Below are 17,101 nucleotides of genomic sequence, written 5' to 3'. Positions count from 1 at the left end.
GCGAGAACAAAAAGGACTGCCGATCCTGAGATCTGGCAGTCTGCTGGTTAAAGGGAGACAGGGACGGTAGACATAGAGAAAAATTCTTCATACAACGCTTGAACGGCCTCTTTTTCTTGAGCCGCTTTGACGCCAAACATCATGCTGACCTCTGAAGAGCCTTGATTGATCATTTCAATATTGACCTTCGCTTTTGACAGCGCCCCTGCTGCTCTTGCTGTGGTGCCAACATTGTGACGCATCGCTTCTCCTACAACCATAATGAGTGAGAGATTCGGCTCTAAAACGACCTCATCTGCATCAAGCACAAGCTTCAAGCGATCGAGCAGCTCTTGTTCAATATGCTGCTCCTCCAGCTGATCCTGTCTTAAAATAATGTTCATATCGTCAATGCCAGAAGGAACGTGCTCATACGTAAGCCCATATTCCTCTAACGTTTGCAGCACCTTACGTCCAAAACCGACTTCTCTGTTCATCAAATACTTGCTAATATAAATGCTGCAAAATCCGCTGTCTGAGGCGATTCCGACAACTGGTCCATTTGTATGATCTCGCTGGTTTACAATTTTTGTGCCTTTTGCCGAGGGATTATTGGTGTTTTTAATTTGCACAGGAATGCCTGCACGGAAGGCTGGAATGAGTGCTTCATCGTGGAACACAGAAAAACCAGCATAGGACAGCTCGCGCATTTCCCGGTACGTCAGCTCTGTAATCTCCTTCGGCTCATGAACGATCGTTGGATTAACAGCGTAAACAGCATCCACATCTGTAAAGTTTTCATACACTTCTGCCTTCAAACCGTTTGCTAAAATGGAACCGGTAATATCGGAGCCGCTGCGAGAAAAGGTGACAATATCTCCCGATAGGCTAAAGCCAAAAAAGCCAGGGAATATGATGATGCCAGAGCGCTCTCTTAATTTGTACAAATGATCATATGACTCCGGAAGGACTTGCGCTTGGCCAGGCTCATCGCTCACAAATAAACCAGCTTCCTTTGGATTCACATAGTGAGCTTCGACACCTTGATGGCGGAAATAAGCGGCAATGAGTTTTGCGTTATTGTCTTCACCGCTTGCTTTGATGGCATCAAGATATCGCTCAGGACGAGACGAATCAGCCTGTAAGAGGGCTTCTAGATCTTGCCTGATGGTGTCAATCACGTCATGACTTAACCCGAGTTCATCCGCAATCGAGGCATACCGTTCGATGACGGCTTTCTGTAAATCCTCTGCTTCCCCTAAACGTAAATATTGCTCACCACAGCTAATTAATAGATCGGTGACCTTCGTATCCGTTGAATGCCGTTTTCCTGGTGCGGAAACAACGACTGCTTTTCGAGCTGGATCTGCTGTTACAATGTCAAATACCTTTTGCAGCTGCTTGCCAGATGCAAGTGAACTGCCACCAAATTTAACGACCTTCAATGCATACATCTCCTATAGTAAAAATTTTCTCACAAATTGAATAGTTCCTATTATCAACTCTTTTCTTCAAATTATCAAGGTTTTTCTTCACTGTAAATACAAATGTCCTTTTGCAGAGGACGATATAATGTGAATATATGAAAAAAGAGCCGGCCATATGCCGAGCTCTTTTTCTTATGAAGAAGATGAGGAGGAAGATAGCTCCTGCTTCATCACTTTATTATCGCGTTTTTCCTTTAAGAAAAAGGAGAGGACGAGCCCAATGACCGCAATCAGACCAGAAATGAAGAATGACGTATTCATTCCATGAACGGCTGATTTTAATGGGCTGGCCAATTCTGCATTTGCGGCAGAGCTGCTCATGATGGAGACAAGCACAGCCGTCCCAATGGAACCGCCCATTTGTCTCATCGTGTTATTCATCGCTGTCCCATGCGGGATCAAATGAGGCGGTAAAGAGTTAATACCTGCGGTTGTCAGCGGCATCATGATCATCCCAACCCCGATTAAGCGAAGCGTGTAGGCGACCGTAATGAGGGCGATGGATGAATCAAGGGTGAGCAGCATAAATGGCAAGGTCGTAACGGTAAGTATCGTAAACCCGCCTAATGCCAGCCCTTTTCCACCGACTTTATCAAAAATTCGTCCAATAATTGGTGAGAGGAGCCCCATAAAGAGAGCACCAGGCAATAAGATCAGTCCTGTATCAAGAGCAGACAATCCTCTGACATTTTGCGTATAGAGCGGCAGAATCGTCTCTGTCCCAATCAATAAAGCAAAGACAAGCATCCCAAGAAAGGTCGTTAAGCTAAAGATTGCAAACTTAAAGACACCAAATTCAAGCATCGGTCTTGTCAAATTCGACTGGCGCAGAATAAAGAAGAACAAGCTCACAGCGCCGACAATCAGCGAAATGAGGACAGTCGCACTCGTCCAGCCATATGTTCCGACACTAGAAAATCCGTAAAGCAGCCCGCCGAAACCGAAGGACGACAAGATGACTGATAAAACATCAATACGTGTCTCTCTTTGCTGCGTTACATTTTTCATTAAGAAGAAAGCAAGAATGAGATCAATGATACCGATTGGCAGAACAATATAGAACAAGAACTTCCAGCTGAAGGAATCAACAATCCAGCCGCCAAGTGTCGGTCCAAGAGCTGGTGCAAACGAAATGACAAGTCCGACCATACCCATTGCCTGCCCGCGTTTTTCTTTCGGGAAAATGGTTAAAAAGATCGTTTGCATCAGCGGCATTAAAATCCCTGCGCCGGCTGCCTGCACAATACGCGCTGCAAGTAATACAGGGAAATTCGTTGCAAACGCGGCAAGAATTGTACCGGCTGTAAAGATGCTAAGCGCCGTTAAAACTAAAGAACGGCTTGAAAATTTCTCGATTAAGAAAGCCGTGATCGGGATGAGAATCCCGTTTGTCAGCATAAAGGCTGTGGTGAGCCACTGTCCCTTGCTGACATCAATATTGAATTCCTCCATGATATGTGGGATCGCTGGAATGAGCAGTGTTTGGTTTAAAATTGCGACGAATGCCCCAACGAGGAAAATCCCCACAATCACAGATCGATTATACGATGTTGTTGATTGGTTCATGTTATCCCTTCTTTATCTATAGAATGATGCTTTTCAGCTGTGACACGTTTTGTGATAAAACGCTGTTTTTACCTAAATAATCGAGCAATGAGCTGATTAAAAAGGTTCTCGGTTGGTCCTTTGATAATTCTTGACTCAGCAGCTCAAACGCAGAGAGGAGATCGTCCTTTTCTTCTCCGTTTGGCAGTGCGTGAAGCTCTTGTTTGATCTTCGTTAAGGACGAGATGACAAGCTTTTCTTCATCATATTCGTCCTGTGAAGAAAGCAAATAAGAGTCCATCAGCTGATCTGTTAACACAGGCTCAATGGAACAAGGCTTTTTCGACACACGGTCCATCACGCCAATAATCATTTCGGCGGCATTTTCTAATTGGATGTTCTTATGCTCAATCGCCAGCATTAAGATGAATTCTCTCATTAATCCGTTGAGGACGATCACAAGATCCCAGACATAAGGAGCGACAGATTCACCATATGTGCTTAAAATAATGTCTCTGTGCCGCTGCATGATAATGGAGCGTGTCTCGCGTAAATGTTTAATGACAATGGGCGAATGCTGCGAAAAAGCTTCAAAGGACAGCATATTCAAAAATTTATGATTCTCTTTAAACTCTTCAAGCTCAAGTTTGATCTTCTTTGTGAATTTTTCCTTTTTGGACAGCGTCGTTTCTGAATGAATGATCTGAGAAATCTCTCTCATTTTGCACTGATTGTATTTAATCAGTTCTAATAGAAGAGCTTCCTTTGAATCAAACAGTTTATAAATGGACGCTTTTGATATTTTACAGGCATCGGCAATTGACTGCATGGAGACACTCATATAGCCTTTTTGAGAAAATAATTTCTTTGAAACCCGCAAAATCTCTTCTTGCTTTTCGTTCATCTACATAAGTCCTTTCCGAATCGGCAAAACCATATGGTCACAATGGAAACCGAGTGGTCACTTTTGCAATGATAACAAAACCAATGACCTATGACAAGAAAAGAAACTTAAAAAACACCTATCTTATGACAGGTATTTTATCCTTCCGCATGTGCGGCATATATGATGATCTGTCCGTTAAATTCGGCGATCAAAAGGTCTTTTCGCTCCTTTACAGAGTAAATCGCTGTCCCTTTTTTCAACTGGGAAGCTGTGCCGTGATCAAAATGTTCGGCAGCTGTTTTTTGAATGATACCTACTTGCTGATGTTTTGTGACGGTTAGTTGATGGGTCAAATCTACATTTGTTTGATAGACAGTTCCTTCCCTTCAAGACAGCTTTTATATAGTCATAGTCGTTTCCAAAGGATGTATCGTTACTTTGTATGAGGCGAGTCATGAGATTGTATGTTGGCACAAAATACGATACATTTATCGTATGAATAATCCAATCCATCCAACTCAAGAAGACATAAGACTGATTTCTGTGCTGCACGCATTGGCTGATCCTATCCGGTTAGAAATTGTCCGCTGCTTAGCAGAAGCGGGCGAGAGGACATGCGGTACGTATGAGATGAATATTGCCAAATCTACGCTTTCTCATCACTTCAAAGTGCTGAGGGAGGCAGGCGTCGTGAAAGTGAGAATTGACGGTAAACACCGCTACTATTCTTTAAGAAAAGAAGACATCGAGACCGCTTTTCCTGGACTCGTGTCATCCATTTTAGCCGTAGATAAAGAGCGGTGGTAAGCCAGCTGTCTGTAAAGCAGCTGGCTGTTTTATTTCCCATAAATCGACTCATACAGTCTTTTCACCGCCGGCTCAATATCCTCTGGCCGCATATGAGAGAAGCCGAGGACGAGTGGAACAAAGCCTTCCTGATGCCCCGGCAATTGCTCATCAAGGGTAAAACGGTCCATCCCGTACATTTTCAGCTTTCTTTCTTTGGCTCGCTGTAAAATCTCATGCTGCGTGCGGTTTGAGCGGAACTCTGCGATAAAATGAAGTCCAGCATTTTCCCCAATAATCCGTACATTGTCAGTAAAAACCGTGTCGAGCTCTTCAATGAGCTGCTTCCGCTTTTCCTCATATAAACCATTCATTCTTTTAATATGCCGCTGATACGCCCCATCTTTTATAAAATGAAGAAGGGTGTATTGTGTAAAAAGGTTGGCTGTTTGAATGAAGAAGTGCTGTTCTTTCTTATAGCGTCTCAATAAATGCTGCGGGAGCACCATGTAGCTTATCCTTAAGCCTGGCAGCAATGACTTTGAAAAGGTCCCCATATAAATGACTTTGTCATATCGATCCAAACTTTGCAGCGCTGGAATGCTGTCTGTACCATACTTGAATTCACTGTCATAATCATCCTCAATGATATAACGGCCGGGATGATCGGCTGCCCAGTTTAAGAGCTGAATCCGCCGTGAAATCGGCATGATGACGCCAGTCGGAAACTGATGTGAAGGGGTAATGATCAACACATTCGGCTCTTTCTTCTGAATGTCACTCATCCGCACCCCTTTTTGATCAATGCCAATCGTTTCAATTCGGTGATGATTGTTTTTTAGCATTTGATAGAGCCGGCGATAGCCAGGGTTTTCTAATCCGTATACTTGATCGGCTGGAAGAATGCTTGATAAAGAATGGATAAGTGACTGCGTGCCTGCACTTAAAATGAGCTGTTCTGGATAGCATTTGACCCCTCGCGCAAGCCCGATCAACCGGGCAATCGTTTCCCGAAGCTCGTACACACCTTGTGGATGCGGAAGCTCACCAAAGGCTTCTTGGTGGAGACTGATCGCCTTTTGTTCACTTTTCAGCCAGCTTTTAAATGGAAAATTGGCTGTATCAACAGAGATATGTGAAAAGGAATACCAGTCGTCCCGTGCAATCGGCTCCTCTTTTAAATCTGCTGGAAGGGAAGAGGGTTTCAGCTGACCTGACTCATGAAACGTTTCTAATGATTCCACAAAAAAACCTTTGCGTTCAACCGAATATAAATATCCCTCAGCAAGCAGCTGCTGATATGCGCCATTCACTGAATTGACGCTGACGTTTAATGTATCGGCTAACTCTCGTTTTGAGGGTAATTGATCGTGCGGCTGAAGGTTTCGGTTTAAAATTTCACCTTTAATTTTCGTATAAATTTGATGATAAATAAATCCGTTTGCCCCTGTTTGGTCTAGTTGAATTGTCAGCATCTCGTCATTCCTTCCTCTCTGGTACCATGAAAAAAATGATATTGGTACTTTCTATCATACCAAAAAATATTCAGAATAATAAAAAAGACATAAAGGGGATGGATGACAATGAGTCAAACGACAACAAACCGTTTTTCAACAGAAGAATGGCAGGGGAAAAGAGACCAATACGTCGCAAGAGGCGTGAGTAATGGCAACCGTCATCTTGCAGCGAAGGGGAAGGGAGCCGAGCTGTTCGATATCGATGGGAAACGTTTTATCGATTTTGCAGGCGCTATCGGTACATTAAATGTAGGCCATTCACATCCAAAGGTTGTGGAAGCCGTCAAAGCACAGGCAGACAGTCTGATTCACCCAGGATTCAACGTCATGATGTACGAATCGTATATTGAATTGGCAGAGAAGCTATGCCGCCTCACACCAGGCGATCATGACAAGAAAGCCATTTTTCTCAATTCAGGTGCAGAAGCTGTTGAAAATGCGGTGAAAATTGCACGTAAATATACGAAAAGACAGGCCGTTGTGTCGTTTACAAGAGGCTTTCACGGCAGAACGAATATGACGATGAGCATGACGAGCAAGGTCAAGCCATATAAATTTGGGTTCGGACCATTTGCGTCAGAGGTGTATCAAGCGCCGTACCCTTATTACTATCAAAAGCCAGAAGGATTAAGCGATGCAGCCTACGATGAGTACATCATTGATCAATTCAATCAATTCTTCGTCGCAGCCGTTGCACCAGAAACCGTTGCATGTGTGGTCATGGAACCAGTCCAAGGGGAGGGCGGATTCATTGTACCAACGAAGCGTTTTGTTCAGCATGTTGCTTCATTCTGTCAGCAGCACGGGATTGTCTTTGTTGCAGATGAGATCCAAACAGGCTTTGCGAGAACGGGGAAATACTTTGCGATTGAGCACTTTGATGTGGTGCCGGACTTAATCACGGTGTCAAAATCTCTTGCTGCTGGATTACCACTGAGCGGTGTTATTGGCAGAAAAGAACTGCTTGATGCGGCAGATCCAGGTGAGCTCGGGGGGACATATGCAGGAAGTCCATTAGGCTGTGTGGCAGCACTAGCAGTTCTTGATATTATTGAAACGGAACAATTGAATCAACGATCTGAACACATTGGACAAGTCATTGAGGACAAAGCAAATGATTGGAGAACAACGTATCCATTCATTGGGGAAGTCCGCCGATTAGGGGCAATGGCGGCGATTGAAATTGTGGAAGATCAAAAAACGCGTACACCAGATAAGAAAACAGCCGCAGCGATTGCAGCATATGCAAATGAGCACGGGCTGCTCTTATTAACGGCAGGGATTAATGGGAATATTATTCGCTTCTTAACACCACTTGTCATCACAGATGAGCTGCTGAATGAAGGACTGGGGATCATCGAGGACGCCTTCAAAGCACGCTAAACAACAAAGGGGGATGGTTGTATGCAAAAACAACAAATGGCAAAAACCATGTCGCAGTCTGACGTACTGTTTTTATCCATTGGTGCAATGCTTGGATGGGGCTGGGTTGTACTTTCGGGAGATTGGATTTTAACAGCAGGATTTTTAGGCAGTGTCATCGCCTTTGTCATCGGCGGTATTCTCGTCATCTTTATTGGACTCACGTATGCTGAGCTTTCGTCTGCAATTCCAGAGACGGGAGGAGGGCTCGTCTTTGTCCAGCGGGCATTTGGGATGAAATCAGCGTTCGTCTCAGCATGGGGCGTATTGTTTGGTTATGTGTCCGTCATTACGTTTGAAGCTGTTGCCTTGCCGACAGTTATTGATTATGTCATTCCAACACAGCATGTTGGCTTCCTATGGAATATAGGGGGATGGGACGTTTATTTCACATGGGTGTTGATTGGATCTGGTGGTGCATTGTTTTTAACAGCACTGAATTACATTGGGGCAAAGCCTGCGGCCATTTTTCAGTCTGTGTTCACTGTAGCGATTATTTTGACAGGCTTTCTCCTTTTAGGTGGCGCGACATTTAATGGAGATTTTGCAAACCTTGAGCCAATGTTTCAAGGCGGGGTTGGCGGTCTTATGGCCGTGTTAGTCATGATTCCTTTTTTATTCGTTGGATTTGATGTGATTCCGCAAGTAGCAGCAGAGATTAATGCGCCAAAGAAAATCATTGGGAGAATATTAATTATCTCCATCGTGAGTGCGGTCGTATTTTATCTGCTTATTGTCTTTGGGGTAGCTGCGGGGCTGTCAAAAGGACAGCTTGAAGCCTCTTCATTGGCGACAGCAGATGCGATGGTGCAGCTGCTCGGTCATCAGGCGTTTGGAACAGTGCTTGTCATTGGCGGTGTAGCAGGGATTGTGACGAGCTGGAATGCTTTTATCATCGGTGCAAGCCGTATTCTATATGCGATGGCGGAAAGAGGCATGATTTCCAAATGGTTTGCGTATATTCATCCAAAGTATAAAACGCCGACAAATGCCATTTTATTTCTTGGTGCTTTGGCTTTTTTTGCTCCATTACTAGGGCGTCCTGCCCTCGTGTGGATTGTCAATGCGGGCGGTGTCGGAATTATCGTTGGGTACTTAATAGTGTCCATTGCCTTTATGAGACTTCGAAAAGCAGAACCAGAGCTTGAGCGTCCATACCGCATTAAGTATTGGCGGACGACAGGCGTTTTAGCTATCGGGCTGAGTCTCCTTTTTCTTTCATTTTATTTTCCAGGAATGCCGGCCTCCTTATCATGGCCAGCTGAATGGATATTGCTTTTAGGTTGGGCACTCATTGGGTATATACTATATGTAATGAATCCAAGATCGAAGGAGACGGTAGAGCATGACAAACGAACTCAAAGTGTATAATCCTGCAACAGGAGAAGAAATTGCTTCAGTTGCTCAGCATACAAAAGAACAGATCGAAGACGCCATTACCCGCTCACACAAAGCATTCAAAGCATGGGCAAAAATGTCTGCGCATGAACGTGCCAATATCATTCGCAAGTGGTTTGACCTCATGATTGAACATAAAGAAAGGCTCGCGAAAATCATCACGGAAGAAAACGGGAAGCCGTATCAAGAAGCATTAGGCGAAATCGTCTATGCAGCTGGATACATTGAATGGTACGCAGAGGAAGCCAAACGGATATACGGCAGAACCATTCCGTCACATACGACGAACAAACGCCTTTTTGTCACAAAGCAGCCAGTTGGTCCTGTTGCGGCCATTACACCGTGGAATTTCCCAGCAGCCATGATCACGAGAAAGGCTGCACCAGCACTTGCAGCGGGCTGTACGTTTATTGTGAAACCTGCTGAAGACACGCCGCTGACGGCTATTGAACTTGTGAAATTAGGCCACGAAGCTGGAATTCCAGAGGATGCCCTGCAATGGGTGGTTGGAGATGGAAAAGAAGTCGGTGAAATATTCACAGATAGTCCATTGATTCGCAAAATCACGTTCACAGGCTCAACGCCAGTCGGAAAGCATCTGATCAAAAACAGTGCGAGTACAGTCAAGCACGTATCAATGGAGCTTGGCGGTCATGCTCCGCTCATCGTAGACAAAGATGCCAATCTTGAACTAGCTGTCAAACAAGCAGTGGCGTCTAAGTTCCGTAATGCAGGACAAACCTGTGTCTGTGCCAACCGCTTAATTGTGCATGAAGACATTCATGAAGCATTTGCTCAAGGCTTCAGCAAAGAAGTAGAAAAGCTAAAAGTGGGAAATGGCTTTGAAGAAGGCACATCCATCGGCCCAATTATCAACAAGCGCGGCTTTGATAAAATTGTCGGCCAAATTCAAGATGCAGTCGATAAAGGGGCGAAAATCCTTGTCGGCGGAGATACGCATTTCGATGATGAAAAGTCGTATTATTTTGTCCAGCCAACGGTTCTCACACATGTAGACCCTTCCATGAACATCATGCATGAAGAAACCTTTGGACCAGTGGCGCCGATTACGACGTTCAAAACGCTAGATGAAGCGATTGAATTAGCCAACGATACACCTTTTGGTCTTGCAGCTTATTTCTTTACAGAAAATTATCGAAACGGCCTCTACATCTCAGAGAATCTTGATTACGGGATCATTGGCTGGAATGATGGCGGCCCATCGGCTGTTCAAGCACCATTCGGAGGAATGAAAGAAAGCGGAATTGGCCGTGAAGGCGGCATCGAAGGGATCGAACCGTATTTAGAAACCAAATATGTATCCATTGGTTTAGACGAATAAACGTGAAAAAGACTGCCTGAGGAATCTTGGCAGTCTTTTTTATGTTAAACAGCCGGCGGAAAAAGATGCTCCACCGTTTCTTTTGTTTCTTTCAGAATTTCGTGGATGTAATCTGCTGGTGCCTGCTCCATGCTGCTGAACAAAAGTCGTTCAACAGGCTCAACACCAATAAAATTGAAGACTTCTGTATCTGTTGTCATGCGATGGGAGGCGGAAATGATCCGCTTAGAGTCAAGAAAGGTCCTTGGAGCATCGTGCGTGTTGATAATGACACCTTTTTTGTGCCGAAGCAGGTTTTCAATAGCCCCCTGCTCATTGATTTGATAAGCGAAGCCCTCAGAAAAAACGCGTTCTACATAGCCCTTTAGCATAGCGGGTAAGCCTGTCCACCAAATGGGAAAAATAAACGTTAGGACATCTGCTTGCTGAATCAGCTTCTGCTCTGTTTGAATGGCAATTGGGACATCACCCCGTTTGATCGCAGCCTTTTCCAACATGCTTAGCTCTGGCGAAAAACCAAGAGCATAGACATCACGAACAGTCACTTCATGACCATTGTTCAAAAGAGTGCTGACAACAAGATCTAATAAGGTTTGATTTAAGCTTTGCTGGGGATGAGCAAATATAATTAGATGGTTCATCTCATAGCCTCCTAGGTGGTCATGTGTCTCATTATGGCATGCACCATTATCCTATTCAATCCTATGTTGGTAATAATAGGTTGGGAAAATGGAAGTTGATCGTCCTAGTTTGCAGGCAAAGCCTTGCATCTCGTGTTCAAATAAGGTGGATAGAAATGAAAGCGATCGTTTCCGTGAAAACGATCGCTTACGAATCAATTATTTCTTTCTAAAAGCAAGTCCCAGTGCAATCAGTGCTACGACTAGAGCAGCAATGGACAACCCTAGCACAAGTGGTGAGGAAGAGTTGGAGGCTGTTTCAGATGCCTTTTCTTCTTTTGGTTTTTCTTGTCCATGTGAATCCGTTACCGTATTAGATGCCACAATGTTTGTGATGGAATGCGGCTTATCAGCATCTTTATCGCCTGTCCATTCAACGACCGTTCCATCTTTATAATATTGATATGCATCCCATGCAGCTTCACCTGCTTTTTCAGGGTTTTTCGCTACAAAAACGAATTGCTGGAACTGTCCGGCAAGCACGCCTTTACCCGTTGCTTCCCAAGTCACTCTTGTCACCTTGCCATCTTTTTCTTCAGTTGACGTGTTCCATCCAGGGACTGGCTCATATTGCTGGAATTCTACACCTTTAGGTATTGTCACGACAACCTTAGTGGTTGGACTGTCACTCTCAGAAGGAACTTTTAACGTATAGGTTTCCCACGCATTTGTCGCAGACGTATCAGGCTTGACTGTGACATGAGCACTCACAGGAATCGCCAATAAAAATGAAGCGAGAAGCATTGGTAATAAAGCTTTAACGTATTTTTTCATATGGTATGAACTCCTTTTAGTTTCTTCTAATAAATGTGGTATCGATATTTTCAAAAGAACCAGTTAATGCATGGATTTCAATTTTCCAAGTACCTTTTTCATTTAACAAGAGGTTTTCAGCAGAGAAATGACCATTTTTTAATCGTTTCAGCTGAAATTCACTCGGTTTCTCTTCCCCGAATAAGGCGACTTTATGGATCTTGGCTGACACAGATTGAATATCTGTAATCGTTTGTCCATCCTTCTTCGTAAATGCGACCTCGAATGTGTTTTTCCCCGGAGCATTCGGGGTAATGCTCATGGACACAATGTCACGATGCTCCACTTGGTTTGCGCCGAAGAATGGCTCAGGTGCAGGCGGAGGAGGGCTCGGAATATTGGTAAACACAGCCGTTAATAACAAAATGGCGATTCCGATGATCCACTCAGCTCGTAACGAAACGTTTTGTTTCTGTTTCTTTTCCCATCTCAGCATCAAGTAATGGACAAGTCCTAGAAGGCCCATCATGATAAATAAACCAAGCTTGATTAAAAAGGTTCTTCCGTACGCTGATTGGAAAAGAGCATCAAACGATTGCAAAATGAAGATGGCATTCACAAATCCTGAAAACACAATGAGTCCAACAGAGAGCAGTGCCCAAGGGTGAAACGCATTTAATGTATTTCGGATGAGCGGCTGATCTTCATTTGGCAGCTTCTTCAACAATAAAAGCACAATGGCTGTTAAACCACCGACCCAGATCGATGCAGAAACGAGATGGATGAAATCAAGTGACGTTGTCAGTATTTTATTATCGGTTGCTGCTGGATGTCCGATTTGTGCCTTCAGCCAGAGAAGCACTGCGAATAAGAGCAGTGGAAACAACCAGACCCGAAAAGATGTGAAATCCCCTTTTTTCATCGCGACTATGCTCCAAATGGTCAGAAGAACAAATGACACCATGAGCATCATCCACAAACTACCGCCAGAAGTCGACGCAATGGTTTCTTGTAAGAGGGATGGTTGAAATGCCCCCAAAAAGGACACGTCTGCCGCTGATTTTGTTTGAATTGGCAGCTGGAACACGAGTGCTCCGCCCATCATGATCAGTGACAAAGTCAAAAGCCGTTTCATTCGTTTCACTAATACAGGAGAAATGGCTGTTTTAAACCAAAACAGTCCAAACAAAATGGTCCCGAGAAATAAGCTAAACGACGTATAAAGTAAGGCTTTATCAATGGTCGAGGCTACATCGATGGATTCATTCGTTTGACCTTGATCTAATTGGTCAAAACCGCCACCCGCTTTGCCAATACTAAACGGGATCATGCCAGAGACAGAGTGTCCGTCTGCTGATACCGCATTCCACTGAATGGTATAAATCCCCTTTGGTAAATCCTTTTTTAAAGCAGCTTCCATGATTTTTTGATCTTTAATGACCGTATCTCCTTTATCCACACGATCACCTTTTGCATTTAGCACCTTAATGGCATGAAATCCACTTTCGATTCCTTCACTAAATGTGATAGAGACTGAAGGAGGCTGCTTCTCCAGCTCTTCATTTGCCGCTGGATTTGAGCTGACGACGTATGCATGAGCAACTGCTTCCTTTGGAATGAAAAAAGCGAACGTGACGATAAGGAGCAGAATCCACTTACTATGTTTCAACAAGATAAATAACCGCCTTTCTACCTATGAAAATGTCTCATGTATCAGAAAGAAAGCGGCAGTAAACTGTGAGTCACAGAAAAAACCGCTCCTCCTATTGTGCCGCTCACTCTAAAAGGTAAACGAAACAAACAGCAAGATGGTTCACTTTTTCTGTGTCATGTCTGCGCAGACATTTCTTGATTGAATAGGTTTGATCATGTATAAGCCTAGTCGATTTAAGAAGAGGAAACAAGAAGAGACTATTTGAAAGTTGTGAAATTCCAATGAATTTTGCATCAAAACCACGGCACGTCAACCTTTTTACTCCATTTGTCCTATGCTCTGACAGAGAATTCACATCATATTTCAATTTTGTCACACACTAAGTGACAAAGTGACATTTAGTTTCAATTGAAGGGAAAGTGAAAGCGTTTTACGATAAGGTTAAGGGCTTCACTGACACTTGTTCTTATATCTTTTGACCTATAAAGCCCTGAATAAAGGGAGAGAAGAAAGGAGTTTTCATAGATGCAGGAAAAAAGCGGATTCCGCGTAAAAGTACAGCGCTTTGGAAGCTATTTAAGCGGCATGATTATGCCGAATATTGGAGCATTTATCGCTTGGGGACTCATTACGGCATTGTTCATTCCGAGTGGCTATTTGCCAAATGAACAATTAGCTTCACTTGTTGGTCCAATGATCAACTACTTACTGCCGCTCTTAATCGGTTACACAGGCGGTAAGCTCGTATACGACCATCGAGGCGGGGTACTCGGTGCAACCGCGACGATTGGGGTCATTGTCGGTTCGGACATTCCAATGTTTTTAGGTGCCATGATCATGGGACCACTTGGCGGTTACTTGATTAAGAAAATTGATCAGCTGTTCAAAGATCGAATCAAATCGGGCTTTGAGATGCTTGTGAATAACTTTACGGCAGGGATTCTAGGTGCCATTCTTGTCGCGATTGCCTTCTACGCCATCGGCCCAGTGGTACTTGGTCTAAATAAAGCCCTTGCAGCAGGTGTAGATATCATTGTGAATGCACATTTGCTTCCGCTGGCAAGTATTTTCATTGAACCAGCGAAAGTCTTGTTCTTAAACAATGCGATTAACCAAGGAATTTTAGGTCCTTTAGGGGTGGAGCAAGCGGCAAAGACAGGGCAGTCCGTTCTGTTCTTGCTTGAAACAAACCCAGGACCAGGGTTAGGTGTTCTACTTGCGTACATGTTCTTTGGTAGAGGAAATGCGAAACAGTCTGCACCGGGTGCGATTGTCATTCAATTCTTAGGAGGAATTCATGAGATTTACTTCCCGTACATCTTAATGAAACCAAAGCTCATTTTGGCGGTGATTGCAGGGGGAGCAAGCGGCGTTCTGACCTTTTCCCTGTTAAATGCAGGCTTAAAGGCTGTGCCGTCACCAGGAAGTATTATCGCCCTCATGCTGATGTCACCAAAAGGCGGACACCTTGCTGTTCTTGCAGGTGTTGTCGTGGCAGCCGTCGTATCATTCCTTGTCGCTTCTGTGATTTTGAAGGCTTCAAAAGCTGTTGATGAGGATCTAACAGCAGCAACAGAAAAGATGCAGGACATGAAAGGGAAGAAAAGCGCTGCAGCCGCCGCTCTTACAGCTCAAAAAGAAGATGCTGAAGCAAATGAGCAAGCAGCATCTCCAAGTGATGTCAATCCAGATGACGTGAACAAAATCATCTTTGCCTGCGATGCAGGAATGGGCTCAAGTGCGATGGGCGCATCCATCTTAAAGAATAAAGTCAAAAAGGCAGAGCTTGATATTGATGTGACAAACACATCCATCAGCAACATCCCAGATGACGCCGATGTGGTCTTTACTCATAAAGATTTAACAGACAGAGCCAAGGCGAAACTGCCGGGCGCTGTGCATATCTCAGTTGATAATTTCTTAAACAGCCCGAAATACGATGAGCTGATTGAGAAATTGAAAAAATAACATGACGAAACGGGTTGAGTTCAATTTTTCTTTATTGAACTCCCCGTTTTGGTTGTTTTTCTGATTTTCCATTCTAAAAAAAGGTGTGTGATCATTCATGAAACAAGTACTTTCAAAAGACAATATTTTTCTAAACGAACAAGCAGGCTCAAAAGAAGAAGCCATTAAAAAAGCGGGCGAGGTCCTAGTGGCAAACGGCTATGTCACAAGTGATTATGTTGACAAAATGTTTGAAAGAGAAAATATCTCATCTACATTTATGGGCAACGGGATTGCGATTCCTCATGGAACAGAGGATGCGAAAGCGGCTGTCCTTCATTCTGGGATTTCCATCATTCAAATTCCAGAAGGTGTTGAATACGGAGAAGGAAATATCGCCAAAGTTGTCTTTGGCATCGCTGGTAAAAACAACGAACACCTTGATATTCTTTCTCAAATTGCGATTGTCTGTTCAGAAGAAGAAAATGTAGAACGCATCATCCATGCAAAGGATCAGGATGAACTGATCGCCATTTTTAACGAGGTGAACTAACATGAAGGCACTTCATTTTGGAGCAGGAAATATCGGCAGAGGGTTTATCGGATCTTTGTTAAAAACATCAGGCTTTGAGCTTGTCTTTACCGATGTAAATGAAGCGGTCCTCAACGAGCTGAATGAAAGAGGAGAATACACGGTTGAACTCGCAGCGCCGGGTCAAAAACAAGAAGTAGTCGGCCCAGTGAAAGCGATCAATTCTGCACAAGACACAGCGGCATTAACAGAGGCCGTCGCATCAGCCGATTTAATTACAACAGCTGTTGGACCAGCCGTTTTGAAGATCATAGCTTCATCGATTGCTGAAGGATTAAAACAGAAAAAGCCTGACCATATCATCAACATCGTGGCATGTGAAAATATGATTGGAGGCAGCTCTCATTTAAAAGAAGCCGTTTTCTCTCATTTAACAGAAGAGGAACAAGAAGCGTTGTCACAAACAGTTGGTTTTCCAAACGCTGCTGTGGACCGCATTGTTCCGATTCAGCACCATGAGGACATTCTGAAAGTATCAGTTGAGCCTTTTTTCGAGTGGGTCATTGATGAGACTGGCTTTATTGGTGACGTTCCTCAGATTGAAGGAGCAACCTTTGTAAAAGATTTGACGCCGTATATTGAGCGCAAACTCTTTACTGTCAACACAGGGCATGCACTAGCTGCTTATGTCGGGTATCAGCAAGGCGTTCAAACGATTAAAGAAGCCGTCGATACACCAGAGATTCGCCGAGTTATTGAAGAAGCACTTCGTGAAACAGGCAGTTATTTAATCGACACATATGGCTTTCAGAAAGAAGAACATGATGCCTATATTCAAAAAATCATCAAACGATTCGAAAATGCTTTTATCTCCGACGAAGTCACTCGTGTCGCACGTTCTCCTCTTAGAAAGCTGGGAGCAGACGACCGTTTAATCGGTCCAGCGAAAAAGATCAAACAGCCAGTGTACTTAATCAAAGGTATCGCTGCAGCTCTCGCTTATGACTTTGCCGAAGACGAAGAAGCGGTTCGTTTGCAGGCATTAAGAAAAGAAAAAGGCATTGAAGGTGTGCTGGAAGAAGTATGTGGCCTCACGCCAACAGACGATCTCTATCAAGCCATTCTGAAAGAAACAGCTCGATAATCAGAAAATCCCTTTCCAACGAGTGAAAG

General features: G+C 43.9%; 15 protein-coding genes. 7 read left to right on the top strand and 8 right to left on the bottom strand.

The window, feature by feature from the left end; genetic code table 11:
* Positions 1-47 precede the first annotated feature (47 nt).
* From C6Y03_RS11470 to C6Y03_RS11455, 4 genes are all read right to left on the bottom strand, one after another.
* On the bottom strand, positions 48-1,424 hold the full coding sequence (locus C6Y03_RS11470) for an aspartate kinase (RefSeq protein WP_106039322.1): 1,377 nt from the start codon (positions 1,422-1,424) through the stop codon (positions 48-50).
* A 174-nt stretch (positions 1,425-1,598) separates the two neighbouring features.
* Positions 1,599-3,032 carry an MDR family MFS transporter gene (locus tag C6Y03_RS11465; protein ID WP_106039321.1) on the bottom strand — a complete coding sequence of 478 codons (1,434 nt, stop codon included), beginning with the start codon at positions 3,030-3,032 and terminating at the stop codon, positions 1,599-1,601.
* 16 nt (positions 3,033-3,048) lie between these two features.
* Positions 3,049-3,915: a TetR/AcrR family transcriptional regulator gene (locus C6Y03_RS11460; RefSeq protein ID WP_066031326.1), complete on the bottom strand. Its 867-nt coding sequence runs from the start codon at positions 3,913-3,915 to the stop codon at positions 3,049-3,051.
* A 137-nt stretch (positions 3,916-4,052) separates the two neighbouring features.
* Positions 4,053-4,250: a hypothetical protein gene (locus tag C6Y03_RS11455; RefSeq protein ID WP_223251112.1), complete on the bottom strand. Its 198-nt coding sequence runs from the start codon at positions 4,248-4,250 to the stop codon at positions 4,053-4,055.
* A 142-nt stretch (positions 4,251-4,392) separates the two neighbouring features.
* Between C6Y03_RS11455 and C6Y03_RS11450 the strand changes: the two genes are divergently transcribed.
* On the top strand, positions 4,393-4,704 hold the full coding sequence (locus C6Y03_RS11450; protein ID WP_034664461.1) for an ArsR/SmtB family transcription factor: 312 nt from the start codon (positions 4,393-4,395) through the stop codon (positions 4,702-4,704).
* Between the two features lie 29 nt (positions 4,705-4,733).
* Here C6Y03_RS11450 and gabR read toward each other — a convergent pair whose 3' ends face one another.
* A complete protein-coding gene (gabR, locus tag C6Y03_RS11445) occupies positions 4,734-6,158 on the bottom strand; it encodes a MocR-like transcriptional regulator GabR (RefSeq protein WP_106038521.1) in 1,425 nt (474 codons plus the stop codon).
* Between the two features lie 108 nt (positions 6,159-6,266).
* Between gabR and gabT the strand changes: the two genes are divergently transcribed.
* Genes gabT through C6Y03_RS11430 form a run of 3 tightly spaced genes read left to right on the top strand, consistent with a single transcriptional unit; the run spans position 6,267 to position 10,362 of the window.
* Positions 6,267-7,583 (top strand): 4-aminobutyrate--2-oxoglutarate transaminase, encoded by a 1,317-nt coding sequence (gabT, locus tag C6Y03_RS11440; RefSeq protein WP_106031591.1) that lies wholly within the window; start codon positions 6,267-6,269, stop codon positions 7,581-7,583.
* Between the two features lie 21 nt (positions 7,584-7,604).
* The gene (locus C6Y03_RS11435; protein WP_106031592.1) at positions 7,605-8,993 is read left to right on the top strand and encodes an APC family permease; all 1,389 of its coding nucleotides are present in this window, start codon (positions 7,605-7,607) and stop codon (positions 8,991-8,993) included.
* Entirely contained in the window at positions 8,968-10,362 is a 1,395-nt protein-coding gene (locus C6Y03_RS11430) for an NAD-dependent succinate-semialdehyde dehydrogenase (protein WP_106031593.1), read from the top strand. The genes C6Y03_RS11435 and C6Y03_RS11430 overlap by 26 nt, the downstream gene beginning before the upstream one ends.
* A gap of 44 nt (positions 10,363-10,406) precedes the next feature.
* Here C6Y03_RS11430 and C6Y03_RS11425 read toward each other — a convergent pair whose 3' ends face one another.
* From C6Y03_RS11425 to C6Y03_RS11415, 3 genes are all read right to left on the bottom strand, one after another.
* Positions 10,407-11,003, bottom strand: coding sequence for an NAD(P)H-dependent oxidoreductase (locus C6Y03_RS11425; protein WP_106039320.1), 597 nt, complete (start codon positions 11,001-11,003; stop codon positions 10,407-10,409).
* Positions 11,004-11,201: 198 nt separating this feature from the next.
* Entirely contained in the window at positions 11,202-11,816 is a 615-nt protein-coding gene (locus C6Y03_RS11420) for a YcnI family copper-binding membrane protein (protein WP_106031595.1), read from the bottom strand.
* Between the two features lie 16 nt (positions 11,817-11,832).
* A complete protein-coding gene (locus tag C6Y03_RS11415) occupies positions 11,833-13,467 on the bottom strand; it encodes a copper resistance CopC/CopD family protein (protein ID WP_106031596.1) in 1,635 nt (544 codons plus the stop codon).
* A 507-nt stretch (positions 13,468-13,974) separates the two neighbouring features.
* Between C6Y03_RS11415 and C6Y03_RS11410 the strand changes: the two genes are divergently transcribed.
* From C6Y03_RS11410 to C6Y03_RS11400, 3 genes are all read left to right on the top strand, one after another.
* Entirely contained in the window at positions 13,975-15,417 is a 1,443-nt protein-coding gene (locus C6Y03_RS11410; protein ID WP_106031597.1) for a PTS mannitol transporter subunit IIBC, read from the top strand.
* Positions 15,418-15,514: 97 nt separating this feature from the next.
* Positions 15,515-15,949: a PTS mannitol transporter subunit IIA gene (locus C6Y03_RS11405; protein ID WP_034664060.1), complete on the top strand. Its 435-nt coding sequence runs from the start codon at positions 15,515-15,517 to the stop codon at positions 15,947-15,949.
* A gap of 1 nt (position 15,950) precedes the next feature.
* Positions 15,951-17,072 carry a mannitol-1-phosphate 5-dehydrogenase gene (locus C6Y03_RS11400; RefSeq protein ID WP_106039319.1) on the top strand — a complete coding sequence of 374 codons (1,122 nt, stop codon included), beginning with the start codon at positions 15,951-15,953 and terminating at the stop codon, positions 17,070-17,072.
* The last annotated feature ends 29 nt before the right edge of the window (positions 17,073-17,101 follow it).

The organism is Bacillus sp. LNXM65 (genome assembly GCF_002998575.1).
Lineage (GTDB): Bacteria > Bacillota > Bacilli > Bacillales > Bacillaceae > Bacillus.
The sequence above is the reverse complement of the archived record's forward strand: the minus strand, read 5'-3'. Positions and strand labels throughout refer to the sequence as shown.